This is a genomic window from Stenotrophomonas sp. Br8, assembly GCF_014763005.1.
In the GTDB taxonomy this organism is placed as follows: Bacteria; Pseudomonadota; Gammaproteobacteria; order Xanthomonadales; family Xanthomonadaceae; genus Stenotrophomonas; species Stenotrophomonas lactitubi.
This window is the reverse complement of sequence record NZ_JACGTN010000014.1, coordinates 109981-136255: the sequence shown is the minus strand read 5'-3', so window position 1 is coordinate 136255 and position 26275 is coordinate 109981. Positions and strand designations below refer to the sequence as shown.

Genomic DNA, 26275 nt, shown 5'->3' with positions numbered 1-26275 from the left:
CTGCCCCTACCGATGCCCGGTGAATTCAGTCTCCACGGAGTGTTCGTCCCGACCCTGCTCGGGTTGATGGTGTTGGCCTATCTGGTCAACAGCGGCCTGCACGCGCTGCTGCAGCGTGCCGGCGCCTATCGCCACGTATGGCACCCGGCGCTGTTCAACCTGGCCTTGTACGGGATCGTGCTGGGCCTGCTGTTCCACCTCCTGCGTTGGATGCAATCGTGAACAAGATCGTGAAGAAGACCCTGCCGGTGCTGCTCACCTGCGCAGCCGTGATCGTCGCCCTGCTGGTGCTGCGCCAGCTGTGGGTCTACTACATGGATGAGCCGTGGACGCGCGATGCGCACGTCGGCGCCGATGTGGTGCAGGTGGCGCCGGATGTGTCCGGCCTGGTCGAAACGGTGCAGGTGGCCGACAACCAGGCGGTGAAGAAGGGCGACCTGCTGTTCGTGATCGATCGGGCGCGCTACCGCATCGCGCTGGAACAGAGCCGCGCCAGCCTGGCCGAACGGCAGGCATCGGTCGCGCAGCTGCGCCGCGAGATCGGCCGCGACCGCAGCCTGCAGGATCTGGTCGCCGCCGAGGATGCCGAAGTGCGCCGGGCCAAGCTGCAGGCTGCGCAGGCCGCACTGGCCACTGCGCAGGCCGCGGTTGACCTGGCCGAACTCAACCTGGCCCGCACCGAAGTGCGCGCGCCGGCTGATGGCCGGGTCAACGACCGCACCATGCGCGTGGGCGATTACGTGGTGGCCGGCAAGCCGGTGCTGGCGCTGCTGGATACCGGTTCGTTCCGCATTGATGGCTACTTCGAGGAAACCCGCCTGCGCGGCGTGGCCCCGGGGCAGCGTGTGGACATCCGCCTGATGGGCGAGGACACCCCCCTGCACGGCCATGTCGAAAGCATCGCCGCCGGCATCGAAGATCGCTACCGCAGCAACGGCAGCACCCTGCTGCCGAACGTGACCCCGGCCTTCGACTGGGTGCGGCTGGCGCAGCGCATTCCGGTGCGCATCGCCATCGACGAGGTGCCTGCCGGCGTGGAACTGATCGCCGGGCGCACCGCCACGGTGACCGTGGACACCGGCCGCCACGTGCAGAACAAGAAGGCCGGCGCTGCGCCGACACAGGCGGGCCTGTGAACGCCGCCCTGCCCCGCCTTGGCCTGATCGTCGCCCTGGCCAGCCTGGCCGCGTGCAGGACCGTCGGCCCGGATTACGCGCTGCCCGAGGGCTCGGCGTTCAAGCGGCCGCAGGCCAATGCGGCCTTCATCGACACGCAGAACCCGCAGGTGGCCGCCAACCAGGCGCTGCCGGCACGCTGGTGGTCGCTGTACAACGACCCGGTGCTGGATGGGCTGATTACCCAGGCGCTGCGCGACAACGTCGAACTGAAGGCCGCCGATGCGCACCTGCGCCGCGCCGCTGCCGTGTACGAGCAGGCGATGGATGCCGGTGGCTTCGAGTACGAGGCCGAGGCCGGGGTCAGCCGCGCACAGTTGTCGGCCGAATCGTTCCTGCAGGAACACGAACTGCCAGTGATCAACCTGGCCGACGGCAAGTTCGCGGTCAGCTACCAGTTCGACCTGTTCGGTAAGCTCAAGCGCGGTGCCGAAGCGGCGCGCGCCGACGAACAGTCGGTGGCCGCCGCACGTGACCTGGCCCAGGTGAGTGTGGTGGCCGAGGTGGCCGACAGCTACCTGGAGATCTGCCACGCCAACCATGAGCTGCATGTGGCCGAGCACTCGCTGCAGCTGCAGCAGCGCAGCCGCTCGGTCACCCAGCGGTTGATCAGCGCAGGCCGCGGCACGCCGCCGGAGCTGGCCCGCGCCAATGCCCAGGTCGCGCTGCTGGAAGCGGCATTGCCTCCGCTGCATGCGCAGCGTTCGGCTGCCGCCTATTCGCTGGCGGCACTGCTGGGGCAGACCCCGGGCCAACTGCCGGCCGGGGTGATCGACTGCGCGCACGCACCAACCCTTGCTCAGCCGCTTCCGGTCGGTGATGGCCGCGCACTGCTGCAGCGCCGTCCCGACATCCGCCAGGCCGAACGCAAGCTGGCCTCGGCCACCGCGCGGATTGGGGTCGCCACTGCCGAGCTGTACCCGGACATCCGCCTGGGCGCCTCGGTCGGCGCCGCCGGCCTGCTGGAAGACTTCGGCCAGCCGATGACCCAGCAGTGGTCGTTCGGCCCGCTGATCTCGTGGACGCTGCCGTCCTCGGGCACGCATGCTCGCATCCACGCCGCCGAGGCTGGCGCCGATGCAGCACTGGCCGAGTTCGACCATGCCGTGCTGCAGGCGCTGCGCGAAACGCAGACCGCGCTGGACCGCTATGCGCAGGATCTGCGCCGCCTGCAGTCGTTGAAGGTGGCGCAGGAGCAGGCCGCGCTGGCCGCAGAGCAGAACCGCCGGCTGTACCAGGGCGGCCGCACGCCGTACCTGTCCAGCCTGGATGCCGACCGCAGCCTGGCCAGCAGCGATGCCACCCTGGCCGCGGCCGAAGCACAGGTCTCGCGCGACCAGATCCATCTATTCCTGGTACTGGGCGGTGGCTGGCAGGACAGTGCCGCTGCCACGGCTGCGCCTACGGCGGCGAGGTAAGCGATGAACGGGCTGACCGACCGCCAGGCCTGGCTGTTCTCGATCAAGACCTACCTGGCAGCGATCGTCGCGCTGTACATCGCCATGGCCGGCAACCTGTCGCGCCCGTACTGGGCGATGGGCACGGTGTACATCGTCAGCCAGCCGCTGCTGGGTCCGACCCGGGCCAAGGGCGTGTACCGCATCCTCGGCACGCTGGCCGCCGGCCTGGCCACCTTGTTGATGCTGCCCGCACTGGTGGAAACGCCCTTGGTGCTGAGCGCGGCGATGTCGATCTGGCTGGCAGGCTGCCTGTTCCTGGCCCTGCTCAACCGAGGCCCGCGCGGCTACGCGTTCCTGCTGGCCGGCTACACCACCGCGTTCATCGGCTTTCCGGCGGTGACCTCACCGGAGACCATCTTCGACACCGTGGTGGCGCGCAGCGAGGAGATCATTCTGGGTACGGTAGTGGCGGTGCTGTTTGCTTCGCTGCTGTTCCCGGCCTCGGTGCGGCCGATGCTGGGCGCGCGCATCGGCAACTGGATGGAGGACGCGGCGCAGTGGTGCCGGCAGATCCTCGAACGCGGCCGTGCGCATGCGCCGCGCAACCGGTTGGCGGCCGACCTGGTGCAGTTCGAGGCACTGATCGAATTCCTGCGCCGCGATGACCCGCGCCACGCCGGTGCGGCGGTGTCGATGGAGCGCCTGCGCGAGCGCATGCTGTTGCTGCTGCCGGTGCTGTCATCGATCGCCGACCGCCTGAGCGCGCTGCGCAGCGATGGACAGACACTGCCCGAGGGCCTGCCGACGCTGGTCGATGACATCCACGACTGGATCGACACGCCGTCCAGTGCCAGCGATTACGCACGCCTGCGCGCACGCATCAGTGCGCTGAAGCCACAGGTGGATCGCGATCTGCAGCACCTGCAGCTGGCCAGCCTGCTGCTGCGCCTGGAAGAGCTGGTGGACCTGTGGCAGGACTGCCGCACCCTGCAGCACGCGATCGACCAGGGCACCGCGCCACTGGACCGTGCGCACTACCGCATCCGCACCGAACGCACCGCCACCGACAAGCACGTCGACTACGGCATGGCGCTGTTCTCCGCGCTCAGTGCCGGCGTGGCGCTGATGAGCTACTGCGTGCTGTGGATCGGCCTGGGCTGGGAGGGCGGTGGCAACGGCGCGATGATGGCCGCGGTGACCGCCGCGTTCTTTGCTGCCCAGGATGACCCGGCGCCGAGCATGGTCTCGTTCCTGGTGTGGGCGATGGTGGCGTCATTGGTGGCCGGCGTGTACCTGTTCGGCGTGTTCCCGGCCGTGCACGACTTCGGGCTGCTGGCGCTGGTGCTGGCGGTGGTGTTCCTGCCGTTGGGCCTGCTGCTGCACCACCCGAAGAGCGCGCTGTTCGCGCTGCCGCTGACGGTCAACCTTGCGGCACTGCTGAGCCTGCAGAACACCTACAGTGCCAACGTCCAGACCTTCGCCAACTCGTCGATCGCGATGTTCATCGGCATTGGTTTTGCCGTGGTGATGACGCGGTTGTTCCGCTCGGTGGGTGCCGAATGGACCGCGCGCCGGCTGGTACGGCAGGGCTGGACCACGTTGGCTGAAGCGGCCGAGGGCCGCGGCCAGCAGGATCGCCAGCGCTTCGCCGCACGCATGCTGGATCTGCTCGGCCTGCTGGCACCGCGCCTGGCAGCGACCCCGGAAGGCAGCGACATCGCCTCGGTGGACATGCTCAACGAAGCCCGCATCGGTCTGAACATCCTGCAGCTGCGCCGCGCACGACTGGAACTGCCCGAGCGCAGCCGCGAGGCAGTCGAGCACATCCTCGAAGAGATCGCCGCGCATTACCGCCGGCAGATCGCCGCGCGCAGGCCGATCGCCGCTGCCGAGGCGCTGCGCGAGCGGCTGGACACGTCCTTGGGGCGGGTCGGCAGCGTGGCGGCGTGCAAGGCCCGCGATGAGGCGCTGATGGGCCTGGTCGGTCTGCGCTTCGCGCTGTTCCCGGAAGCGAAGGCGCTGGCGCTGGGGTTGGCGGACGCCGCAGCGCCGTCCGTCTGATGCGCTCCGCCGGGCATGGCCCGGCGCTACCATCGTCATCCGGTAGCGCCGGGCCATGCCCGGCGTCCTTTCGCGACGGCAACAGGACGGTGCAATGAGTTACGACATGATGGTGTTCGAGGCCAGCGTGGCCCCGCGTGACGCGGCGGCCTTCATCGCCTGGTTCGAGAAGCAGGCGCAGTGGGGCGAGCGCCACGAGTATGACGACCCGGCGGTCAGCAGCCCGGCGTTGCAGGCGTGGTTTGCGGAGATGGCCGCGGTCTTTCCGCCGCTGAACGGCCCGCTGAGCAACGACGATGACGATCGCGCCGAAGTGACCGAGTACAGCGTCGGCCGCGATGTGATCTATGGCGCGTTCGCGTATTCGGTGGCCGAGCGCGCGCATGGGTTGGTGCAGGACCTGGCCGAGAAGCACGGCGTGGGGTTCTTCGATGTGAGTGCTGACGAAGCGGCGATCGTGTATCCGGATGGGCTGGTGTTGATGCCGGAGTAGGTCTGGCGGCAGGGCTGCGCCCTGCACCTGCCGAATCAACGTCAACGTCAACGTCAAGGTCAACGTCAAGGTCAAGGTCAAATGCTGGGCTGCTGGGGGATGGCGGGGTGGGTCCGGTGGCGGGGGACGCTGCAAGTACGTCCATGTAAGCTCGGTCGCGCCATCCATGGCGCTCACGCCCCCGCAACCGGACCCACCCCGCCTTCGACAGGTTTCCGCGATCTGTCGGAATTGCATGGCCTGCTGTTGGTGGGTGTCGACCTTGGTCGACACGGTAGATCCACGCCATGCGTGGATGAACGCCAAAATGATCGAAGCGCGCTTTTGTAGAGTCGAGCCATGCTCGACTGACGCGAAAGGATCATGGAGGCAGTGTTCCCGCTCACCAGCGGAAGCGCTATTTGTCCCGTGTTACCTCTGCGAAGAAGATGTTGACTGCCTCGTCCATCTCGTCGGACATGATCTCGGTGTGCAGTCTGGCCATCGGGGTGTGGCCGTGCGCGATAGCGATGGCTGCAAAGAATGCTGAAGTTTTCCATGCTTCCTGCGGCGTCGCGACTAGCATTGCAGCATGTTTCCCCATGCGCTGAATGGCCTGCGAATACTCCGGCTCCAATCCAGCAGGAAGCTCCATGCCTTGGTGGCATCGCAGCGTTTCGATGGATTGTGCGAGGGAAATGAACTGCCAATCGTTTGAGTCAGCGTCCATTGGCAATGCGTTGACGATATGCGGCACAGCCGCAAACGAAGCGCTGTAGACGTCCCCTTGATGGCACAGGCTGCTCCACAGCTCGTGCCAGGTGTCCTCGATCGGATCGTCTTCGGATCTTTCGTTTTTCGGGATACTGAGATTGGCCAGCAGCTCCGGAATGTCATCCGCAGCACCATATGCGTGCTGCAGTTCGGCCCAGCGGGGATCATCCAAGGCGATTAGGGCCATGTGCCGGTTCCTGTGTCGTGGGTAGCAACGCAGGATAGGTAGCGCCGACGGCGTCATCAAAGGGCAAATGCGACATCGGGGCGACGGGGTCAGAGCCCTTTCCCGTTGGGAAAGGGATCCGACCCCTGATCAGAACAACTGGCCCTGCACCGTGGGTTGTTCGATGCGCATTGGTGCTTCGATCACGTCTTCCGCCCCCAGCCGCCAGGCCAATCCACCGAGGCGACTGGCATGCCGCTTCAACGCGGCCTCCAGCACGTCGGCACTGCCGGCCACCTGCAGGCGCTGGCGGGCACGGGTCAGGCCGGTGTAGACCAGTTCGCGCGACAGCACGCGGCTGTCCTGCCGTGGCAGCTGCAGCCACACTTCATCGAACTCCGAGCCCTGTGCCTTGTGCACGGTCATGGCGAAGGCGCTCTCGTGTGCAGGCAACGCGGCCGGGTGGAAGGCGCGCGGCTGGTCGGCGGTCTCGCCGGGGAACCAGGCCACCATCGCGCCGCTGCCATCGCGGAGGCAGATGCCGATATCGCCGTTGAACAGGCGATGGCGGTAGCTGTTCTCGGTGATCAGCAGCAGTCGGCCCTGGAAGTAGCCCGGGGTGTTGCCGGCCAGCAGCTGTTCGATGCGGCTGTTGAGGCCGCGCGCGCCCTGCGGGCCTTCGCGCAGTGCCGTCAGCACGCGCAGGCGGCCAGCCTGCTGCAGCGCCTGCGCCGGATCCACGGCATCGGCCAGCGCGCGCCAATGATCGAGCAGATGCTCGCGCTGGCCGCGCAACGGATCGGCTTCGCCTTCATGGAAGCGGACGCCGGCCAGTTCACCGCTGCGCAGCAGGCGCAGGGCGGTGCCACTGTCGCCGCCGCGCACGGCCTGCGCCAGCGGTGCCAGGTCCAGCGCATCACTCTGCCGGTAGCCGCGCTGCAACTGCACGCGGCGGCCCGCGAACGCACGCGGTGCTGCCTGCGGCTGCAGCGTGGCCGGTGCCAGCAGGCCATGCAGCGCCTGCGCGTCGTCGGCGCGGGTGCCGATGCCATCGCCGCTGGCGCGCAGGATGGCGCTGAGCACATCGCCGGCTTCCACCGATGGCAGCTGGTCGGGATCGCCGAGCAGGATCAGGCGGGTGCCGCTGGCGATCGCGTCGACCAGCTTGGCCATCAACGGCAGGTCGATCATCGAGGCTTCGTCGACCACCACCACGTCCACCGGCAACGGGTTGTCGGCGTGATGGCGGAAACGCGGTGAATCGGGAATCACCCCGAGCAGGCGATGCAGGGTGGTGCCGGTGCTGGGCAGCGCAGTGCACAGTGCCGGGTCCAGCCCCTGCTCCTGCAGCCGCTGCACGGCCAGTCGCAGGCTTTCGGCCATGCGCTCGGCGGCGCGGCCGGTAGGTGCAGCCAGCGCTACCTTCGGTACGGGCAAGCCCTCGTGCACCGCCTGTGCAGCCAACAGCAGCAGCAGACGGGCGATGGTGGTGGTCTTGCCGGTACCGGGGCCACCGGTGACCAGAGCCAACGGGTGGCGCAGGGTCACGCCGGCGGCGCGTGCCTGCTGGTCTTCACTGGTGGCGGCCTGCGGGAACAGGCGCGCGAACAACGGCGCCACGGCGGCCATGTCCGGTGCGGGCAGCGGGTGGCGGCCGATGCGCTGCAGGCCGACAGCCAGCTGCCGCTCGTACTCGCGGTAACGGCGCAGGTACAGCAGGCCGTTCTCCAGCACCAGCGGCGCTTCCTCTGCGGCGACGCTGGCGTCCTGCGGCGTCGCTACCCAGGGCGAGGCCTGCAGCTGCGCCAGCCACTGCGCAGGCTCGGGCCATGCTGGCACGCCGTCGATCAGCCGCTGTGGCTGGCGTGGATCGAAGCCAGCGTGCCCCTGCGCCACGGCCAGCGAGGCCAGTGCGGCCGCCAGCGCCACGTTGTCCGCGGTGTCCTCTCGCAGGCGCTTGAGGCTGGTGGCCAGGGCGTGGTCCAGGGTGCGCAGCTGGCCACTGCGATGCAGATCGCGCAGCAGGCTCATGCGGTTTCTCCGCGCGCGCGCGCCGCCATATCGGCTTGGGCCGCCTCGCCGCCGGCAAACAAGGCATCCAGCGCATCCACCAGTTCCGGTGCGAAGCGCTGCACGTGCACGCCGTTGCCGGCAACGTCCAGACCGCGGCAGAACAGATAACGGATACCGCCCATGTCGCGCGCGTAGTCGTAGGCCGCGCCCAGGCGGAAGCGCAGCCAGCGATGCAGTGCGACGGTGTAGATCAGCGCCTGCAGGTCGTACTCGCTGTGGCGCATGGCGATCTCCAGCAGGTCCGGGCTGTAGCCCGGCAGCCGGTTGGATTTGTAGTCCAGCACATACCAGCGGCCATCACGCACGTAGGTCAGATCGATCTTGCCGGTCATCAGGCCTTCCAGCCTTCTGCGCAGGCCGAAGCCACGCCGCGCGCTGGAGATGCCGTGGTCGTGCAGCAGCTGCAGCAGCACCGGTACTGCGGTCGGTTCGATGGCGAAGTGGAATTCGATCTCGGCGCGGCGTTCGGTCTCAGGCACGCTGCACAGCGCGCCGCCTTCGGGCAGCGGCACGGTGAGGGTATGGCCCACCAGCGGCACCAGCACCGCCACGCCGTCGTCCAGATCCTCGTCGGCATAGCCTTCGTCGTGCAGCGAGCGGCGCAGTACCTCGGCCTGTGCCTCCGGTGCCGGTTGCTGCGGCTGCCAGCCGCTCCACAGTGCGAAGTCGACGTTCTCCAGCGCATCGTGCAGCACGTTGCCGAAGCGGCTGCCCATGAAGCGTGGATCGGGCGGCGCGGTGTCTTCCGCAGCGGCTTCCGGCAGTGCCGGTTCCAGCGGCAGCTCGGCACCGGCGGGTTCGTCGGCGGCCGGTGCCGGCAGTTCGGTGGCCGCCGCTTCGATATCGTCGCTGTTGCCAGCGTCGGCATGCGCCAGCTGGGTGAAGCTGTAGACCCACCAGTCATGTGGCACACGGCGGGTCAATGCGCGCACCGCGGGCAGCGCACCTTCGGTTTCGGCCAGCAGCTGCGGCAGGCGATCCGGCAGTGCGCTGTCATCCAGCTCCGCGTCCGCGTGCGCGCGCAGCGCCTGCAGATCGCCCAGCAACGGGGCCAGGCGGGTTTTCGCGTGGCCAGCCAGATCGCCGGTGGCGATCCACAGCGCATGCTCGGCGCGGGTCAGGCCGACGTAAAGCAAGCGCGCGTCTTCTGCACGCTGTTCGCGCTCGCGCTGGCTGCTGGCCGCTTCCCAGGCGTCGTCCTTGTCCAGCTTCCAGTGCAGCTGACGCTCGCCCTGCAGATGCACGGTGCAGTGGGTAGCGGTGTTCGGCGCGCCGCCATCGATACCCACGAACGGCAGGAACACCAGTGGGTATTCCAGGCCCTTGCTCTTGTGCAGGGTGATGATCTGCACCCGCCGCGCGTCGGACTCCAGCCGCAGCAGCTGCTGCTCATCGTCCTGGTCGGCGTTGGCCATCTGCCCCTGCAGCCAGTCCAGCAGGCCGTGCATGCCCAGTGCCTGCGCCGAGGCTTCCTGCAGCAGTTCGCCCAGCTGCAGGTAATTGGTCAGGCGCCGCTCGCCGTCGATCAGCGCCAGCAGGCGCTCGCCCTGCGCCGCGCAGACGTCGGCAACCACCGCGAACGGTCCGCCACGCTGCCAGCGCTCGCGCCAGTGCAGCAGCTGCGCCTGGAACCCGCGCTGCAGGTCGCCCTCGCGCTCCATGCTGGCAATCGCACTTGCGCGCTGGCCCAGCAGCACGGTTGCCAATGCGGTGCGCAGGCGCCCTTCGTCGGCCGGTTGCAGCAGGGCCAGCAGCAGCGCACGCAGGTCACGGGCCTCGCTGGTGGCGAACAGGCTCTGCTTGCCGGCCGCCACTGCGGGAATGCCGACCGCAGCCAGCGCGCGCTGCACCAGCGTCGCTTCGCGATGCGAGCGTACCAGCACGGCGATATCACCAGGCTGCAGCGCACGCCCGCGCAGCAGCGCGGTGCCGGCACGCGCCTCCAGCAGGATCTGGTGGATCGCGGCCACGCAGGCCTGGGTCGCTGCGTCGCGCGAGGCATCGGCGCCGAAGGCTTTTTCGCCGTCGCTGCGCAACAGGCGCAAGGTGAGTGCAGGTGCGGCCCGGCCATCGCGCAGGTAATCCTCGTCGGTACGCACGCCACCCGGGCGTACCGGCTCGAACTGGATGTCGCGTTCGAGGAACGCGTCTTCGCCCGCGTTGTCGTACAGCGCCTGCAGCGCGCGCAGCACGGCCGGGCGCGAGCGGAAGTTCTGGTCCAGCGCCGGCGCCTGCTCGGCCACCTGTTTGGCTTTCAGGTAGGTATGGATGTCGCCGCCGCGGAAGCCATAGATCGCCTGCTTGGGGTCACCGATCAGGAACAGCGCCGGCTGCAGCCCCAGTTCGTCCACCTCCGGCGAGGCGCCGAATACGGTATGGAAGATGCCCCACTGGCGGTCGTCGGTATCCTGGAATTCATCGACCAGGGCGATGCGGTACTGCGCACGCAGCTGCTTCACCAGGGCCAGCCGCTGCGGGCCTTCCAGTGCGCGGGCGACGCCGTCGATCAGATCGTCGTAGGTCTGCACGCGGCGCAGGCGCTTCAGGGCCGCCAGGCGCTGGCTGGCATCCTCGCGCAGCGCATGCAGGAAGTTCAGCGCACTGGCCCGCAGCCACTGCTCACGCTCGGCGAGCAATGCGACATAGCGCGCCAACGGGGCCTGCAGCGGCGAAGACGGTGTGCGCTCGGTGAACTTCTTGTTGGTCTTGGCTACGAGTGCATCGGGCAGCAGCGCAGGCAGGCGGTCGCTGGACAGCAGTTCGGCGGCGTCGCCGCGCTCGGCCCAACCCAACAGCTGGCGACCCAGCGGGTGCAACCAGCCCAGCTTGTAGGAGACGCCGTTGATCCACTTGTTGTCGACCGCTTCGCACAGGTCCAGAAAGAAGCGCTCACCATGCTCGCGCACGGCCATCGACAGCTCCACCGCCGCGTCCTGCAGGGCCGGGTGCGGGTCGTCCACCGCCAGCGGCTGCGGCCGCGGGTGCAGGGGGGGCGAAGCCAGCAGCGCGCGCAGGTCAGCCGCCAGCGCATCCGGGGTGGACCACAGCCAGGTCAAAGGTTCCAGCGTTGCCGGGTCGTTGGCATGCACGCGCCAGAGATCGGCGGCCAGTTCTTCCAGCAGTTCACGATCGCTGGCCAGCAGCTCCGGCGGGTCGAAGGTATGCCCGCTCTCCAGCGCATGTTCGCGCAGCACGCGGGTGCAGAAGCCGTGGATGGTGAAGATCGCCGCCAGATCGATTTCATCGGCAGCCACCTGCAGGCGCCGCTTCAACGCCTTGGCGCTTTCGGTGCCGTCCTGCAGATGGCGTTGCAGCACCTGCCGGGTCAGCGCCGCGTCGGGCGTTTCATCTTCGCCGGGCGGCAGATCGACCAGGCGTGCGGCCAAGGCCAGGCGTTCACGGATGCGCTTGCGCAGCTCCTGGGTGGCCGCGTCAGTGAACGTCACCGCCAGGATCTGGCCGATACGCAGGCCCTGCTCGACCACCAGCCGGGTGAACAGTGTCGCCAGGGTGAAGGTCTTGCCGGTGCCGGCACTGGCTTCGATCAGTCGCGTGCCGTGCAGCGGCAATGCCAGGTAAGGGTCGGGGAAACGCGTGTCGATGAAAGGGCCCTCGGCAACACTGCTCATGCGTGGCCTGCCTGTGGATCGTTGCCGAAGCTGCGGCCTTCGCGCACGGCGCTGAAAACCACCTGGCTGTTGCGCAGCAGATCGGCGTAGCTGGCGTCGTCGGCGAACGGGTCGGCGCCACGCAGCAGCAGCTGCCAGGCATCACTGTTGGCTTCACCCCAGCTGCGGTCGCTGCCATGCCATTGTTTCCAGCCTTCACTGCGCTGCTTTTCCACCGGCGCGTTGAACAGCACCCAGCCGGTGTAGGGCGCGAAGCGCAGCGGCTCGCGCAGACCACGCTGGCGCAGCTGCAGCAGCGCGCGCAATGCCGCGCGGGCTGCGGTCACGGTCAGCGCAGGCAACACATGCGGACCGGGGCCGGCATCACCACCATCGTGGAACTGCACCAGCGGCAAGGCATCGCCGGCGGCGTTGGCCAACAGCCAGTCCAGCCCTTGGCGGATCACCGCGTTGCCGTTGAGGGCGCCGGCGCGCAGTCGCACCAGGCCCTCCGGATGGCGATCGCCGACCCGGCCATGCAGGCGCACCCCGTCGATCTCCACTTCATAGCGGCGGCTCTCCCGTGGCGTGCCCTGCAACCAGCCGAGCATGGCCGTTGCGTAGGGCCGTGTCTTGAGTTGCTCCACTTCGAACTGGCGCTCGCCGAGGATGCCCGACGGCAACAGTCCGCGTGCGCGCAACCGCGGGTACAGCGGCTCGCTGTCGCCGGCCAGGGTGGCCTGCACCACGGCCAACTGCACGCTGCGCTTCTCCGGCCCGCGCGAAGACAGCACCAGCGGCTCCAGGTCGTCGACGTCCTCAACGTCGTCAGCCAGGCGCAGGCCCAGCGACTGCGCGAGGAACTGACCGGCCGGATCGCACAGGAAACGACGCAGGCTGTCCAGCGAGACCTCTTCTTCCACCGCGTCGTCCGCCGGTGGCGGCAGTGTGGTGTCGAACCACGGCAGCAGGCCGCCACGCTCCCCGCCCAGTCGCCCGGCGGCCGGATGCCACTGCCGGCGGTAGCTGAAGCGGCGCGGGTCGCCGTCACCGAAGGCGGCCGGCGAGAACGGCTGCAGCGCATGGCGCACGGTGAAATCCCGCGTAGCGGCCGGCGGGTCAAGGTGATAGGCCGCGGCGGCATCGATCAGTTCGCTGACCAGCACTGAGGGTTCGCGCACGCTGCCATCGCGCGGGTCCGCGCCGAGATAGCTGAGGTAGAACACGTCCTGCGCCGCAGCGAACAGCTGCAGGAACAGGAAACGATCGTCTTCGCGGGTGGAGCGGTCGCCCGGGCGGCGGCGCGGCGTATCCAGTTCGGCGGTGAGCTGGTTGAGGCCGGCGGCAGGGTCACGACGCGGGAAATCACCGTCGTTGAGGCCGAGCACGCAGATCACCCGGAACGGCAGCAGGCGCATCGGCACCATGCGGCCGAAGCTGATGCCACCGGTCAGCAGCGGCGCCCGCGTATCGGCTTCGGCCAGGGCACCGGCGAAATGTGCACGCACCACTTCCGGCGGCACGCCGTCGGCGAACCCGGCCTTGTACGCATCCTCGGCGAACTGGTTGAGCAGCTTGCGCAGGCGCTCCAGCGCACGCTGGCTGTTGGGTGAGCTGGGCGGCGTCGGCAGCAGCGCATCGAGCAGCGACAGCAGGCGTTGCCGCCACTGTGCCGGGGTCAACAGCTCGCCGAGCCGACGCTGGTAGACGGCCAGCACGCGCAGCAGGCGCAGCAGCCGGTCCAGCGCATCCAGCGCCCCGCCTTCCAGCTCGATCCACGGCGCCACCCCGGCCAGGTCCACCTCGCTGCCGGTGGCGTGGCCCAGCAGCAGGCGATCCAGCGCGAACTGCCAGGTGTAGGCATCATCGCTGGGGGCCTGCAGCTGGTCGCGATGGTCGGCATCCAGGCCCCACCGTGCGCCGGCCTGCTGCAGCCAGCCATGCAGTCGATCGAAGTCGACCGCTTCCAGCCCCGCCGCCTCGGCCAGCGGCGCACTGGCCAGCAGGTCCAGCACCTCGTTCAGGCCGAAGCGCGAAATCGGCAGGCCGAGCAGGTGCACGAACACATCGGCCAGCGGCTCGCCGGCCAGTGGACTGCTGTCGGCCAGCGCGTAGGGAATGTGCTCGTCGTCGCCACCACGTCCGCCGAACACCGCTTCCAGATAGGGCACATACGGATCGATGTCCGGCGCCAGCACGGCGATCTCGCGCGCCTGCAACGGCGGGTCGAAGCGCGGGTCCTGCAGCAGGCTGCGCAGCTGGTCGTGCAGCACCTGCAGCTCGCGCAGGCGGGTGTGGCAGGCATGCACCTGCAGGCTCGGGTCGTCGCTGCGCAGGCCGTCGCGCAGTTCGCCCGAGGGCAATGCGCGGCGGTGGAACAGGTCGCGCTGCAGGCGGTGCAGCAGGCTGTCGGACAGCCCGCCCTGGTCCATGGTCGCCCGCGTATCTTCCTCGGGGTCGGAATAGGCCGCGATCTCACCGGCCGGATGCACCACTTCGTAGCTGCCCAGCACCGCCATGAAATCGCGGCCGGCCGCACCCCACGCTTCCAGCAGGCGGTTCTCGCCGGCGGCCTCGCCGAACGGGTCCGGCGCGCCGCTGCGCAGGCGCTCTGCCAGGGTCTGCAGGTCGCCCCAGTAGGACTGCACCGGCGTGGGTAGATAGAAATGCAGTTCGCCCACCCGCGACTGGGTGGCCATCACCCGCAGTACGTCGGGTGAGATGTTGAGGGTGGCAAACGCCGACATCCGCGGCGGCAGGCCCTTCGGCAGCGGCTGGGCGGCGCCCTCGAAGCGGTCCAGGTAGGCCTGGATGCGGCGCGCGCGGTAACCATGACCAGCGGCGATGCTGCGCCAGAGGATGGCCTGCGGGTCGGCCGCATCGGCGCCGGCTTCCCAGCGCAGCAGCCAGTCGCGGCGCCAGGCCTGGTACTTCTCGAACACCGAGGCCAGTTCGCCGGCCAGGGCCCAGGGTTTGAGCGCGTCGCCACCGGCAAGATAGGACTGCAGCGCACGCATGGGGGGCTGCGCCAGCAGGTGCGGGTCGCGCAAGGCCTGGTACAGGCGCCAATGCAGGGCGGCCGCGTCCAGGTCGTCGGCTTCGCCCTCGACATTGGCGTTCAATGCACGGGCGACGAACTCACCGGGGGTGAGGAATTGCAGATTGGCTGCCACGCCATACTCGGCAGCCAGGGTCGCCTGCAGCCAGCGCCGCATCGCCACCTGCGGGATCAGCACCACCTCCGGCGCCAGCAGCGGCTGTCCCGGCACCGGCACACGCACATTGCGCGCCAGCAGGGCAGCCAGCACGTCCAGCGAATTGGAATGGTAGAGGCGGAAGTCGCTGCCCGGGTCACTCATCGTGCACAGTGTGCAGCACACCCGGCCGTATTCAATGCCGGGGGACGGTGATCGCGACGGATTGTTCCGGTCGTTTCAGGAATTGTCCCGGTCTGGCGGCGGTCCGGCCGTGCAACAATACTGGACCGTCCAGTCTGCTTATGTTCAGCAGTCTGACCCGATGCTTCAATGTCGAAAAAACGTTAAGGGTGCCCATGTCGGCTTCCACCTCCAGTCTGGTGCAGTTGTCCAACGTCCGCATCGACCGGAGCGGGCGCACGATCCTGCGCGACGTTTCGCTGCAGGTGCCCAAAGGCAGCATCACTGCCGTGCTGGGGCCGTCCGGCAGCGGCAAGTCGACCCTGCTGGCGGCGCTGACCGGCGAACTTCGCCCGGTTGCAGGCGACATCACCCTGTTCGGCAAGCCGATCCCGCAGCGCACCTCCGAACTGCTGGAGATGCGCAAGAGCGTTGGTGTACTGCTGCAGGGCAATGGCCTGCTGACCGACCTGACCGTGGCCGAAAACGTCGCCCTGCCGTTGCGCACCCACACCCGCTTGCCGGCACCGGTGCTGCGCCGGCTGGTGCAGATGAAGCTGCATTCGGTCGGCCTGCTGGCCGCCGCCGATGCCTGGCCACGTGAACTGTCTGGTGGCATGGCCCGCCGCGTGGCACTGGCCCGCGCATTGGCCCTGGACCCGCCGCTGATGATCTACGACGAGCCGCTGACCGGGCTGGACCCGATCGCCTCGGGTGTGATCATGAGCCTGATCCAGCGCCTCAACCACAGCCTGGGCCTGACCAGCATCATCGTCAGCCACCATGTGCACGAGACCCTGCCGATCTGCGACCAGGTGATCGCGATCGCCAACGGCGGCATCGTGTTCCAGGGCACGCCCGAAGCGCTGCAGTCCAGCCAGGACCCGCTGCTGCGGCAGTTCCTGCACGGCCAGCCCGACGGTCCCATTCCGTTTGATGCCGCACCGCGCGCGAGGGTTGCCTGATGCCGTTCGTGCAAGCCACCCGTTCGCTGGGCCGTGCCGGTCTGTTCTCGCTGACCGTGCTGCGCGGTTCGCTGCCGACCCGTGATTTCCTGGCCGAGCTGACCCGCGAGATCTACAAGATCGGTGCGCGCTCGCTGCCGATCATCGCCGTGGGCGGCGCCTTCGTCGGCCTGGTGCTGACCCTGCAGGGCTACCGCACGCTGACCACCTTCGGTGCGGCCGACGCGCTGTCCACCCTGCTCGGTCTGTCTTTGTACCGCGAGCTGGCACCGGTGCTGACCGCGCTGTTGTTCATCGGCCGCGCCGGCAGCTCGATCGCCGCCGAACTGGGCCTGATGCGCGCCACCGACCAGATCAAGGCGCTGGAACTGATGGCCATCGACCCGGTGGCCAAGGCCGTGGCGCCGCGCTTCTGGGCGGCGGTACTGACCGTGCCGCTGCTGACCGGCATCTTCTGTTCGCTGGCAATCAGCGCCAGCTATTTCGAAGCAGTGCACGTACTGGGCCTGGACAACGGCGTGTTCTGGTCGGCGCTGCGCAACAGCGTGGACTTCTGGGACGACTTCGGCGTGGCGATGCTGAAGTCGGCGATCTTCGGTGGCACCGCCGCACTGGTTGCCGCCTATGTCGGTTTCCACGCCGAACCGACCATCGAAGGCACCTCCGTCGCCACCACCCGTGCGGTGGTCAACGCTTCGCTGCTGGTGCTGATGTTCAACTTCGTGCTGTCGGCAATGTTGTTCACCTAACCCCTCCATCGGCGGTGCGCATCGGCGCGCGGCCACCACGACTGATCAGGTAATCCACATGGCCATCCGCGGTCCCAGACTCGAATTCTCCGTCGGCGCTTTCCTGCTGCTGGCCCTGGCCTCGCTGATGGTGCTGGCCGTCGCCTCGACCAACCAGCGCTGGAGCTGGGGTGGCGAAGGCTATGAACTCAAGGCCCGCTTCTCCCAGGTCGGCCAGCTGCGCAAGCAGGCGCCGGTGAAGATCGGCGGCGTCACCGTCGGCCAGGTCGCTTCCATCGAACTGGACCCGGTGAAGTTCGAATCGATCGTGACCCTGCGCATGGACAGCAAGGTCAAGGACCTGCCGGCCGACACCTCCGCCGGCATCTTCACCAGCGGTTTGCTTGGCGAGAGCTATATCGGTCTGCAGCCCGGCGGTGATCCGGACGTGCTCAAGCCCGGTGAGGAAATCGTGTTCACCCAGCCGGCCGTGGACCTGCTGCAGCTGGTCGGCAAGTACATGTTCAGTGGCGGCGCCGGTGGTGGCGCTGCTCAGAAACCCAACGATGGCGAGCAGTCGCCTGCAACGGAACCGCAACCATGAAGATGAAACTGATCCCGGCCCTGCTCGCCTCGTCGCTGCTGCTGGCCACCCCGTTCCTGGCCCAGGCGCAGGCCGCCCCCGCCGCTGCCGCCGCCCCCCAGGGCCAGGCCGGCAAGGTGGTGATCGACGCCAGCAGCCGCATCATGTCGACCCTGCAGCAGCGCCGTGCTGAGTTCACCAGCAACCCGGCCAGCCTGCGCAGCTACATCGACAGCGAACTGACCCGTACCTTCGACCGCGACTATGCCGCGCGCCTGGTGCTGGGCCCGCACGCCCGCGGCGCTTCGGATGCCGACATCAAACTGTTCGCCGATGCGATGGCCGACAGCCTGATGCAGCGTTATGGCTCGACCCTGCTCAACATCCAAGGCAAGCCGAGCTTCCGCCTGAAGGGCGAGAGCCCGCTGCCGGGCAACCGCGGCGTGCGCGTGGCCACCGAACTGGTGCGCGCCGCCAACGAGCCGACGCCGGTTGAATACTGGATGCGCAACGTCAACGGCCAGTGGAAGATCTTCGACGTGAACATCGAAGGCATCTCCTACGTGCAGACCTTCCGCAACCAGTTCGATGCCCCGCTGCGACAGAAGGGCATCAAGCAGGTAGCCAACGATCTGCGCAGCGGCAGCATGCAGGCCGGACCGGCCGGCAATGGCAAATAAGGCGCTGGCGCTGCTGGAAGGTGACACCCTGCGCCTGCGCGGGGTGCTCGACCGTGCAGCGGTGATCGCGCTGTGGCCGCAGCTGCAGGCCCTGCCGGCGCAGCTGTCGCGGCTGGAACTGGCGGAGGTCGAGCGCGTGGACAGCGCCGGCCTGGCGTTGCTGGCCGAGCTGGCCGCGCGCGCGCGCCAGGGCGGTCATCCGCTGACGATCTCCGGCGCCCCCGCCGGCTACAACGAACTGAGCGCGGCCTACCGGCTGTCGCCCGACCTGGACTTCAACGCTACTTCTGCTGCGAGCTGACATGAACGTCGTGCGCGTTTTCCCTCTGATCCTCCTGGCCGCTGCGCTCAGCGCCTGCGCCGGCAAGCCGGCACGCAGCGACGCGCCGGTGGCCGATACCGTGGTTCCGCCGACTGCTGCAGCACCTGCCGCAGCCACTGCTGCTGACACCGAGCCGGCCAGCCAGCCGACGCAGGCCGACACGCCGCCCGCTGCGGCGGCCGTGGACACCGGCAGCCGTGCCCCGACAACCGATGCCGCCACCGACGCGGCGGCGACCGCACCGGGCGGCGACAACGACTTCGATGCGCTGTACGGCACCAGTGACAACAGCCGCAGCGCTACCGCCTACGACCCGTGGGAACCGTTCAACCGCAAGGTGCACGGCTTCAACAACGCCGTCGACCGCGGTATCGCCCGCCCGTTGGCCACCGCCTATACCCACGTGGTGCCGCGCTTTGCACGTACCGGCGTAAGCAACTTCTTCAGCAACCTGCGTGCGCCGCTGACCATCACCAACCAGCTGCTGCAGGGCCGACCGGCCGATGCGTGGGACAGCCTGGGCCGGTTCCTGATGAACAGCACGCTGGGCATTGGTGGCCTGTTCGACCCGGCCAGCAAGGCGATGGTGCCGCGTCGCAACGAGGACTTCGGGCAGACCCTGGGTGCGTGGGGCTGGCGTCGTTCGCGTTACGTGGAACTGCCGTTCTTCGGCCCGCGTACCGTGCGTGATGTGTTCGGCCTGGCCGGTGACATCCCGTTGTCGCCGATCCGCCGCATCGAAAGCGACAAGTACCGCATCGGCCTGCAGGGCCTGCAGCTGGTCGACACCCGTGCACAGCTGCTGGCGATCGACGACCTGCGCGATACCGCGGTGGACGAATACGCCCTGGTCCGCGATGCCTGGATGCAGCGCCGCAACTACCAGATCGAGAACGATCTGCGCAGCAAGCGCGAGCGTGGCAGCGACGATGCGAACTCGCCGATCCCGGTCGATGCGATGCCGATGCCGCAGTGGACCAACTGACCGCTGCCGGCACCGCATGAAAAACCCCGCCTCGGCGGGGTTTTTTGTTTACTGGCATCCACCTACCTTCCGGTAGGTGCCAACCTTGGTTGGCACGTCGTCTTCAGGCCGCCAGCGCCGCCTCGACCGCTTCGCGCAGGCGCGCATCATCGGCGGCAACGTCCGGGGCGAAGCGGGCGATGACCTTGCCATCGCGGCCGACCAGGAACTTCTCGAAATTCCACAGCACCGCCGGTGCCGGGTGGATCGGAATCTCCTTGCTGGCCAGGCGCTCGCGCAGCGGGCCTTCGCCGATCGCCTGCGGCTGTGCGGCGGTCAGCTGCTGGTACAGCGGGTGGGTGTCTTCACCGGCCACGCTGATCTTGGCGAACATCGGGAAGCTCACGTCGTAGGTCAGCTGGCAGAACTGCTGGATCTCCGCCTCGCTGCCCGGTTCCTGGCCGAGGAAGTTGTTGGCCGGGAAGCCCAGCACTTCCAGGCCCTGCGCGTGCTTTTCCGCGTACAGCGCCTGCAGGCCTTCGTACTGCGGGGTCAGGCCGCACTTGGACGCCACGTTGACCAGCAGCAGTACCTTGCCCTGGTAGTCGGCAAGCGAGGACGACTGGCCGTCGATGGTGGTGAGGGAAACATCCTGGATCGAGGTACTCACGCGGGGGCTCCGGCTACGGCTGGGAAAGGCCCACCAGCATACCGCCGCATGCGCTGTTGTAGAGCCGAGCCCATGCTCGGCTGATGCCACGGTAGCCGAGCATGGGCTCGGCTCTACAGGACATCCTCAATCCACGCAGATCGTGCCCTGCGCCTTGCCACCGTCGATGCGCTGGCGGCAGCCGAAGTTCTGGCTGACATCACGCTGGCAGGTGCCGGTCGCCACAACGCCGGCAGCGACCTCTCCCGTGGCCAGGCACTGTCCGCTGCAGTCGCTCTTGTTGCCGCACGACCTGCCAGCGTCGGCATAGGGAATCACGCACTGCACCCGTTGCAGGCGGCCCAACGGCTGCAGCGTACCGCCCGCTGCGCGGCAGTCCACATCGCGTGCTTCTTCATAGGCTGCAGCAGCTTCGGGGCTGTCGGCCGCCGTGGATGCCGTGCCTGCATCTTCGCTGGCCGGTGGCGCACTGCTGCAGGCGGCAAGCAGCGCGCCCAGGGCAAAGCTGGCAAGGAATCGGAGGCGCATGGCGGTACCTGAAGGGTGTGGACGGCGCCAGCATACGCACCCGCCCATGCAGGTGGCGTGTCAGCCGGCGTTGCCGTCGTCCTCTCCGTCGGTGGAGGTCAACTGCTGCATCGGATCGGGGGTCAGCTCAGGGGGCAACGCGCGCTTTGACTTGCTGCCCAGTTCGGCAAGCCGGCGGGCACGGCTGATGGCCGACTGCGGCGAATCGATCAAGCGGTTGCGTGCGTCGGCGTAAGCCTTTCCTGCATCATCAAGCTTCTTGCCCATGGCATTGAAGTCCTGCAGGAATCCAGTCAGGGCGTCCAGCACCAGTCCACCGGCTTCACTGATCTTCAATGCCTGCTTCTGCACCTTGTCACGTGTCCACAGTCGCTCGGCCACCCTCAACAGGGCCATCAGCGTATTGGGCGAAGCGAACACCACGCGGTTGTCGAAGGCATACGCCTGCAGTGCACCATCCGCGCCCAGCGCCGCCGACAGCGCGCCTTCGATGGGAACGAAAGCGATGGTGATATCCAGGGTCTCGCTGCCAAGAGCCTTCGGATAGTTCTTTTCGCCCAGATCCTTGACGTGCTGGCGCAGCGCCACCGCATGGCGGCGCAATGCATCTTCGGACTGTTCCGGCGTGGCGGCATTCATCGCCTCCTGCCAGGCGATCAGGTTGACCTTGCTGTCGATCACCACGCTGCGCTCATCGGGGAACTGCACCACCACGTCCGGCCGCAGGCGCGCGCCCTCATCATCCACGGCGTGCTTCTGCCGCTGGTAGTGAACGCCCTCCTCCAGGCCTGAGCCACGCAGCACGTTGTCGAGCATCAGCTCGCCCCAGTCACCGCGCACCTTGGCGCTGCCTTTCAGCGCATTGGTCAGCGCCGAGGCCTGTGCAGCCATGTCCTGGTTGAGCGTCTTCAGTTCACCCACCGCGCCAAGCAGGCTGGCACGCTGCCTCGCCTCTTCCCCGTACAGCGTGTCGACCCGGTTGCGGAAATCCCCCAGCCTGTCGGCAAAGGGTTTGAGCAGCCCTTCGATATCCGCGCGCGACTGCACCGTTGCCTGGCGCACGTTCTTTTCGAACTGTTGTCCGCGTTCGTCGAACACCTTGCCCGCCAGTTCGGCGAAGGCGCCGGAGAGCTTTTCCTTGGCAGTATCCAGATAGCTGCGCAGCTCGGCACTGGCGCGTTCGGAATGCTGCAGGTTGGCCAGCGCGCGAGCATGTTCGCCATGCAGCTGCTGGTAGCGCTGCTGCGCGTGTTGCAGCTCCTTGCTGGACTCGGCCAGACCGGCCCGTACCTGCGCCAGGGCAGCTTCGCGCTCGGCCAACATCGCTTCACGACTGGACGCCAACGCGGCCTCCCGCTCCACGCGTGCGGTCAGGGTAGTGACGAGCTGGGCGTGCTGCAGGCTTCGGCCACGCTCGCTTTCCAGCTCTGCCAGCAACGCTTCCAGCCGACCTCGCAGTTGACCGGCGTCAACCAGGGCCAGGCGATGCTGCTCGCGTTCGGTAACCAGCTGCTGCTGTGCTTCAGCAGCGGGGGCGCTGTTGGATGCCCGACGCCACAGCAGTACCAGCACCAGCAACGTCGCCAGCAGCAGCACCACGGCGACAATCATGAGGACTTCGATGTTCATGCGACCAGTGTAGCCCCGCTGCGCTAGCCTTGGTCGGACCACATCGGACCCGCCCATGCTTGTTCTCTACGGAAAGCCCACCTCGATCAACGTGCGCAAAGTGCTGTGGCTGTGCGCCGAACTCGATCTCCCGCTTACGCATGAACCAACCCCCGCGCCGGACCTGCTGGCCACGCTGAATCCGAGCCGGCAGGTGCCGGCGCTACGCGACGGCGACTTCGTGCTGTGGGAGTCCAACAGCATCTGCCGCTACCTGGCCGCACGCCAGGGCCGCGATGACCTGCTGCCCGCCACGGCACAGGGCCGCGCCAAGGTCGAGCAGTGGATGGACTGGCAGGCCACCGACCTCAACAGCGCCTGGCGCCACGTGTTCATGGCCCGCGTGCGCCAGCACCCCGACTTCGCGGACGACGCGCGCGCGGAGGCCAGCCTGACGCACTGGAATCATCTGATGACACTGCTCGATGCACAGCTGGCGACGACCGATGGCTACGTGGTGGGCAACACCTTCACCCTGGCCGACATCGTGCTCGGCCTGTCCACCCAGCGCTGGCGCAGCACACCGGGAAACAAACCGGCGCTGCCCCACGTGGAAGCCTGGTTCGAGCGCCTGCGCCCCCGCCCGGGCTTCGCTAAACATGTGGACAACGGCGTGGCGTAAGGGAGTTTCCGGCAGGGCTGCGCCCTGCACCTGCAGAGGCAACGTCAACATCGAAAGGCAGCATTCGGTGGGATGGCGGGGTGGCATGGATTTGCAGGACACGCCGTAAACCCATCCATGGGGGCTCGTAGGCGCCATCCATGGCGCCTGCGGTCCCGCAAACCCATGCCACCCCGCCTTTCACGGACTTCCGCGATCTGCAGTAGATCCACGCCATGCGTGGATGAAGGTCAGAAGGATCGCTTCGGGTTTCTTGTCTCCGGTTGGCCCGAACACTTACCAGCCTTCCAACACGATCTTTCCCTTCGCCCGATGGCTCTCCAGCAGCGCATGAGCACGCCGCAGGTTGGCCGCGTCGATGCGCCCGAAGTGCTCACCCAGCGTGGTCTGCAGCACACCGGCATCGACCAGTTCGGCCACCCGGTTCAGTAGTTCGTGCTGACGCTGCATGTCCGCGGTCTTGTACAGCGGCCGGGTGAACATCGATTCCCAGTGCAGCGACAGCGCCTTGCGCTTGAGCGCCATCACATCGATCTGGCCCGGATCATCGATCAGCCCCAGCTGCCCCTGCGGCGCCAGCAGCTCGACGATCTGCGCATAGTGCTGGTCGGTGTGGGTCAGGCTGGCCACGTGGTCCACCTCGGTGATGCCCAGCCGGGTCAGGCCCTCGGCCAGCGGCCGGGTGTGGTCGATCACATGGTGCGCGCCCATCGCCTGCACCCAGTCCTGGGTCTCCGGGCGCGAGGCGGTGCCGATCACCGTCAGCTTGGTCAGCCGACGCGCCAACTGCACAAGGATCGAACCCACGCCGCCCGCTGCCCCGATCACCAGCAGGGTCTGGCCGTCACCACCGCCTTCGGCGATGCGCAGGCGGTCGAACAACAGTTCCCACGCGGTGATCGCGGTCAGCGGCAGCGCCGCCGCCGCGGCATCGTCCAGGCTGGTCGGCTTGCGGCCAACGCTGCGCTCGTCCACCAGCTGGTATTCGGCATTGCTGCCCGGGCGATCGATCACACCGGCGTAGTACACCGCGTCGCCGGGCTGGAACAGGGTCACCTCGCTACCGATCGCATCGACCACACCAACCGCGTCCCACCCCAGCACGCGTGGGCCGTCGGTGGCAGCGCCGCGTCGCACCTTGGTGTCGACCGGGTTCACCGCCACCGCGCGCACCGCCACCCGCAGGTCGCGTGGGCCCGGCTGCGGCAGGGGCAGGTCGAGGTCGATCAGGGCCTGCGGGTCGTCGATCGGCAGGCCGGCATGGGTGTAGGCAATGGCGCGCATGGGGGAGATCCAATGAGGAGAGGCCACAGCGTGCGCCGTGCGCAGGGGGGCAGAAAGGCGCAGAATCGGTCAACACTTTCACTGCAGCAATGAAAATGGTCCGTTTCGACGATCTGCAGCTGTTCGTCCGTACCGCTGCGCTGGGCAGCTTCTCGCAGGCCGCACGCGAGGCCGATCTGCTGCCGGGCCAGGTGGCCGCGGCGGTGGCGCGGCTGGAGCGCGAGCTGGACCTGCGCCTGTTCGTGCGTACCACCCGCAGCCTGCGGCTGACCGCCGAAGGCGCGCTGTACCTGCCCTACGCACAGGACGTTCTGACCACCCTGCGCGAAGGCCAGGCGCGGGTGCAGGGCGAGGATGCCGAACTGCATGGCACCCTGCAGTTGTCGGCGCCCTCGGACTTCGGCCGCAACCTGCTGCTGCCGTGGCTGACCGCGTTCCGTGCCGCACATCCACGGCTGCGCCTGCACCTGCGCCTGTCCGATGAAGTGGCCGACGTGTTCCGCGACCCGGTCGACGTGGCGATCCGCATTGGCCACTTCGACGATGCCAGCTACGTTGCCCTGCCGTTGCTGGAAGGCAACCGGCGCGTGCTGGCCGCATCGCCGGAGTACCTGCGGCGGCGTGGCACGCCGACCCGGCTGGACGATCTGCGTGAACACGATTGCCTTGTCTACCAGCTCGGAGGGCGTGCCTACGATCGCTGGTCATTCGAGCTGGAGGGGCGCCGCGTAGTGATCCCGGTGCGCGGGCCATTGGTCTGCGACGACGCTGACGTGGTGCGGCGTTGGGCGGTCGCCGGCGAGGGCATCACCTACAAATCCTGGCTGGACGTGCGCGACGACGTGCTGGGTGGACGCCTGCAGGTGCTGCTGGATGGCATCGGCAGCCACATCCCCCTGCAGCTGGTGTGTCCGCACCGCAAGCAGTTCTCACCGGCGGTGCGGCAACTGCACGCGCAGCTGCGCCAGTACCTGCAACCGCTGCTGTCCGCGATGCCCGGCCATGACGGCCTGCCCCTGTCGCCTGCAACGCCGCTGGCCGACAATGGTGCTCCCCCGTTGTAAGAGAATCGCGCCATGCCGTGGATGGGCATCCAGGACCTGTGGACCTTCCTGCTCGCTGTGCTGGTGTTTCTGGCCCTGCCCGGGCCGGGCACCTTCACCCTGCTGACCGCCACTGGTCGTGGCGGTGTACGCGGCGGCTACACGGCGCTGGCCGGCCTGCTGGTCGGCGACCAGATCCTGATGTGGCTGGCATTGGCCGGCGTGGCCGCGCTGCTGAAGGCCAATCCGACGGTGTTCCATGCCGTGCAGTATCTCGGCGCGGCGTACCTGGTGTGGGTAGGCATCAGCCTGCTGCGCACGCCCAAGGGTGACGGTGCCGAGGTCGGCCCGGTGCGCATGCAGCCAGGCCGCTACTTCCACCAGGCGATCCTGGTCAGCCTGCTCAATCCGAAGGCGATCCTGTTCTACATGGCGTTCCTGCCGTTGTTCATCGACCCCAAAGCCCATCAGGGCATGGCCACCTTCGCGGCGCTGGCCGGAATCATCTTCGTGGTCAGCATCGCCTACTGCTCGCTGCTGATCTGGGTCGGCAACCTGGCCCGCCGTCGGTTGATCCAGCACCCGCGGGTCAGCGATGCGCTGCGGCGTGTGGCCGGCCTGTTCCTGGTCGGATTCGGCATCCGCCTGGGCCTGAACGGGTGATCCGGCGGCGGCTGGCGCTGGTGTTCATCGGGCTCATGGCCGGCACCGCAGCGGCCAGCGCACAGGACCATCGCTGCCTCACCGGGGGCCGCAACGACGGCATCCACCTGCTGTGGCGCTGGCTGGACGATGGCAGCGCCGAGGTGCAGTACGCCGGGCAACGCGGCCGCCTGCAGGTGCAACGGGCGTCGCAGGAAACGACGGTGCTGGACGAGGACCGCCCGTACCAGTTCGACAGCGTCTGGGAAGAACGCATCGGTGGCCGCCTCAATGGGCGCTACTACCTGACCACGCAGGGCGCGCGCGTCTACGGTTTCAGCTACGAGCGCGCCCGCGACGGGCGACGCACCGAGTTCAATGAGGACGTCGAGGCGTGGCAGGAAGATGGCTGCCATTGGGCGGGCGTCGAGCCGCTGACCGTCGCGTCGAGTGGGCTCGACTGAGCCGAC

The 26275-nt window shown here is 68.1% G+C and carries 22 protein-coding genes and 1 pseudogene; 15 read left to right on the top strand and 8 right to left on the bottom strand.

Features of this window, described 5'->3' with window-relative positions; all coding sequences use genetic code 11:
• The first annotated feature begins 12 nt into the window (after positions 1–12).
• The 5 genes from H3005_RS12790 (at position 13) to H3005_RS12770 (ending at position 5129) form a co-directional block, all read left to right on the top strand.
• Complete coding sequence (locus tag H3005_RS12790) at positions 13–222, top strand: DUF1656 domain-containing protein (RefSeq protein ID WP_025875651.1); 210 nt, start codon at positions 13–15, stop codon at positions 220–222.
• Complete coding sequence (locus tag H3005_RS12785) at positions 219–1136, top strand: efflux RND transporter periplasmic adaptor subunit (RefSeq protein ID WP_165781026.1); 918 nt, start codon at positions 219–221, stop codon at positions 1134–1136. The genes H3005_RS12790 and H3005_RS12785 overlap by 4 nt, the downstream gene beginning before the upstream one ends.
• On the top strand, positions 1133–2593 hold the full coding sequence (locus H3005_RS12780; RefSeq protein ID WP_191078330.1) for an efflux transporter outer membrane subunit: 1461 nt from the start codon (positions 1133–1135) through the stop codon (positions 2591–2593). The genes H3005_RS12785 and H3005_RS12780 overlap by 4 nt, the downstream gene beginning before the upstream one ends.
• A 3-nt stretch (positions 2594–2596) precedes the next feature.
• On the top strand, positions 2597–4636 hold the full coding sequence (locus tag H3005_RS12775) for an FUSC family protein (protein WP_191078329.1): 2040 nt from the start codon (positions 2597–2599) through the stop codon (positions 4634–4636).
• Positions 4637–4730: 94 nt separating this feature from the next.
• Complete coding sequence (locus tag H3005_RS12770) at positions 4731–5129, top strand: hypothetical protein (protein WP_191078328.1); 399 nt, start codon at positions 4731–4733, stop codon at positions 5127–5129.
• Between the two features lie 397 nt (positions 5130–5526).
• Here the strand turns inward: H3005_RS12770 and H3005_RS12765 are convergent, their stop codons facing one another.
• The 4 genes from H3005_RS12765 to recC form a co-directional block, all read right to left on the bottom strand.
• A complete protein-coding gene (locus tag H3005_RS12765) occupies positions 5527–6069 on the bottom strand; it encodes a hypothetical protein (protein ID WP_100554248.1) in 543 nt (180 codons plus the stop codon).
• A gap of 129 nt (positions 6070–6198) precedes the next feature.
• Positions 6199–8079 carry an exodeoxyribonuclease V subunit alpha gene (gene recD / locus H3005_RS12760; RefSeq protein ID WP_191078327.1) on the bottom strand — a complete coding sequence of 627 codons (1881 nt, stop codon included), beginning with the start codon at positions 8077–8079 and terminating at the stop codon, positions 6199–6201.
• Entirely contained in the window at positions 8076–11750 is a 3675-nt protein-coding gene (gene recB / locus H3005_RS12755; protein WP_191078326.1) for an exodeoxyribonuclease V subunit beta, read from the bottom strand. Before recB ends, recD begins: the two co-directional genes overlap by 4 nt.
• Complete coding sequence (gene recC / locus H3005_RS12750) at positions 11747–15088, bottom strand: exodeoxyribonuclease V subunit gamma (RefSeq protein ID WP_191078325.1); 3342 nt, start codon at positions 15086–15088, stop codon at positions 11747–11749. Before recC ends, recB begins: the two co-directional genes overlap by 4 nt.
• Before the next feature lie 194 nt (positions 15089–15282).
• Between recC and H3005_RS12745 the strand changes: the two genes are divergently transcribed.
• The 6 genes and pseudogenes from H3005_RS12745 (at position 15283) to H3005_RS12720 (ending at position 19369) form a co-directional block, all read left to right on the top strand.
• Positions 15283–16071 (top strand): ATP-binding cassette domain-containing protein, encoded by a 789-nt coding sequence (locus tag H3005_RS12745; RefSeq protein WP_100554252.1) that lies wholly within the window; start codon positions 15283–15285, stop codon positions 16069–16071.
• Complete coding sequence (locus H3005_RS12740; RefSeq protein WP_005414955.1) at positions 16071–16820, top strand: MlaE family lipid ABC transporter permease subunit; 750 nt, start codon at positions 16071–16073, stop codon at positions 16818–16820. Before H3005_RS12745 ends, H3005_RS12740 begins: the two co-directional genes overlap by 1 nt.
• A 58-nt stretch (positions 16821–16878) precedes the next feature.
• Positions 16879–17343 (top strand): annotated as a pseudogene (gene mlaD / locus H3005_RS12735) (outer membrane lipid asymmetry maintenance protein MlaD); the annotation flags it as partial.
• Positions 17344–17399: 56 nt separating this feature from the next.
• Positions 17400–18062, top strand: coding sequence for an ABC transporter substrate-binding protein (locus H3005_RS12730; protein ID WP_100554254.1), 663 nt, complete (start codon positions 17400–17402; stop codon positions 18060–18062).
• A complete protein-coding gene (locus H3005_RS12725; protein ID WP_025875628.1) occupies positions 18052–18363 on the top strand; it encodes an STAS domain-containing protein in 312 nt (103 codons plus the stop codon). Before H3005_RS12730 ends, H3005_RS12725 begins: the two co-directional genes overlap by 11 nt.
• A 1-nt stretch (position 18364) precedes the next feature.
• Positions 18365–19369 carry a VacJ family lipoprotein gene (locus H3005_RS12720; protein ID WP_100554255.1) on the top strand — a complete coding sequence of 335 codons (1005 nt, stop codon included), beginning with the start codon at positions 18365–18367 and terminating at the stop codon, positions 19367–19369.
• Between the two features lie 103 nt (positions 19370–19472).
• On the opposite strand, the gene H3005_RS12715 is transcribed toward H3005_RS12720, so the two are convergent.
• The 3 genes from H3005_RS12715 to rmuC form a co-directional block, all read right to left on the bottom strand.
• Positions 19473–20018, bottom strand: coding sequence for a glutathione peroxidase (locus H3005_RS12715; protein ID WP_191078324.1), 546 nt, complete (start codon positions 20016–20018; stop codon positions 19473–19475).
• Positions 20019–20144: 126 nt separating this feature from the next.
• Positions 20145–20546 (bottom strand): hypothetical protein, encoded by a 402-nt coding sequence (locus H3005_RS12710; RefSeq protein WP_100554257.1) that lies wholly within the window; start codon positions 20544–20546, stop codon positions 20145–20147.
• Between the two features lie 60 nt (positions 20547–20606).
• Positions 20607–22175 (bottom strand): DNA recombination protein RmuC, encoded by a 1569-nt coding sequence (gene rmuC, locus H3005_RS12705; protein WP_100554258.1) that lies wholly within the window; start codon positions 22173–22175, stop codon positions 20607–20609.
• Between the two features lie 55 nt (positions 22176–22230).
• Here rmuC and H3005_RS12700 point away from each other — a divergent pair, with 55 nt between their 5' ends.
• Entirely contained in the window at positions 22231–22836 is a 606-nt protein-coding gene (locus tag H3005_RS12700) for a glutathione S-transferase N-terminal domain-containing protein (RefSeq protein WP_100554259.1), read from the top strand.
• A gap of 276 nt (positions 22837–23112) precedes the next feature.
• Here H3005_RS12700 and H3005_RS12695 read toward each other — a convergent pair whose 3' ends face one another.
• Entirely contained in the window at positions 23113–24120 is a 1008-nt protein-coding gene (locus tag H3005_RS12695) for a zinc-binding alcohol dehydrogenase family protein (RefSeq protein ID WP_100554260.1), read from the bottom strand.
• An 89-nt stretch (positions 24121–24209) separates the two neighbouring features.
• Between H3005_RS12695 and H3005_RS12690 the strand changes: the two genes are divergently transcribed.
• The 3 genes from H3005_RS12690 to H3005_RS12680 are packed head-to-tail and all read left to right on the top strand — an operon-like array spanning position 24210 to position 26269.
• On the top strand, positions 24210–25184 hold the full coding sequence (locus H3005_RS12690; RefSeq protein WP_100554261.1) for a LysR family transcriptional regulator: 975 nt from the start codon (positions 24210–24212) through the stop codon (positions 25182–25184).
• Between the two features lie 12 nt (positions 25185–25196).
• Positions 25197–25826, top strand: coding sequence for a leucine efflux protein LeuE (gene leuE / locus H3005_RS12685; protein ID WP_089241943.1), 630 nt, complete (start codon positions 25197–25199; stop codon positions 25824–25826).
• A 35-nt stretch (positions 25827–25861) separates the two neighbouring features.
• Positions 25862–26269, top strand: a complete 408-nt coding sequence (locus tag H3005_RS12680; RefSeq protein ID WP_165781027.1) for a hypothetical protein — start codon at positions 25862–25864, stop codon at positions 26267–26269.
• Positions 26270–26275 lie beyond the last annotated feature (6 nt).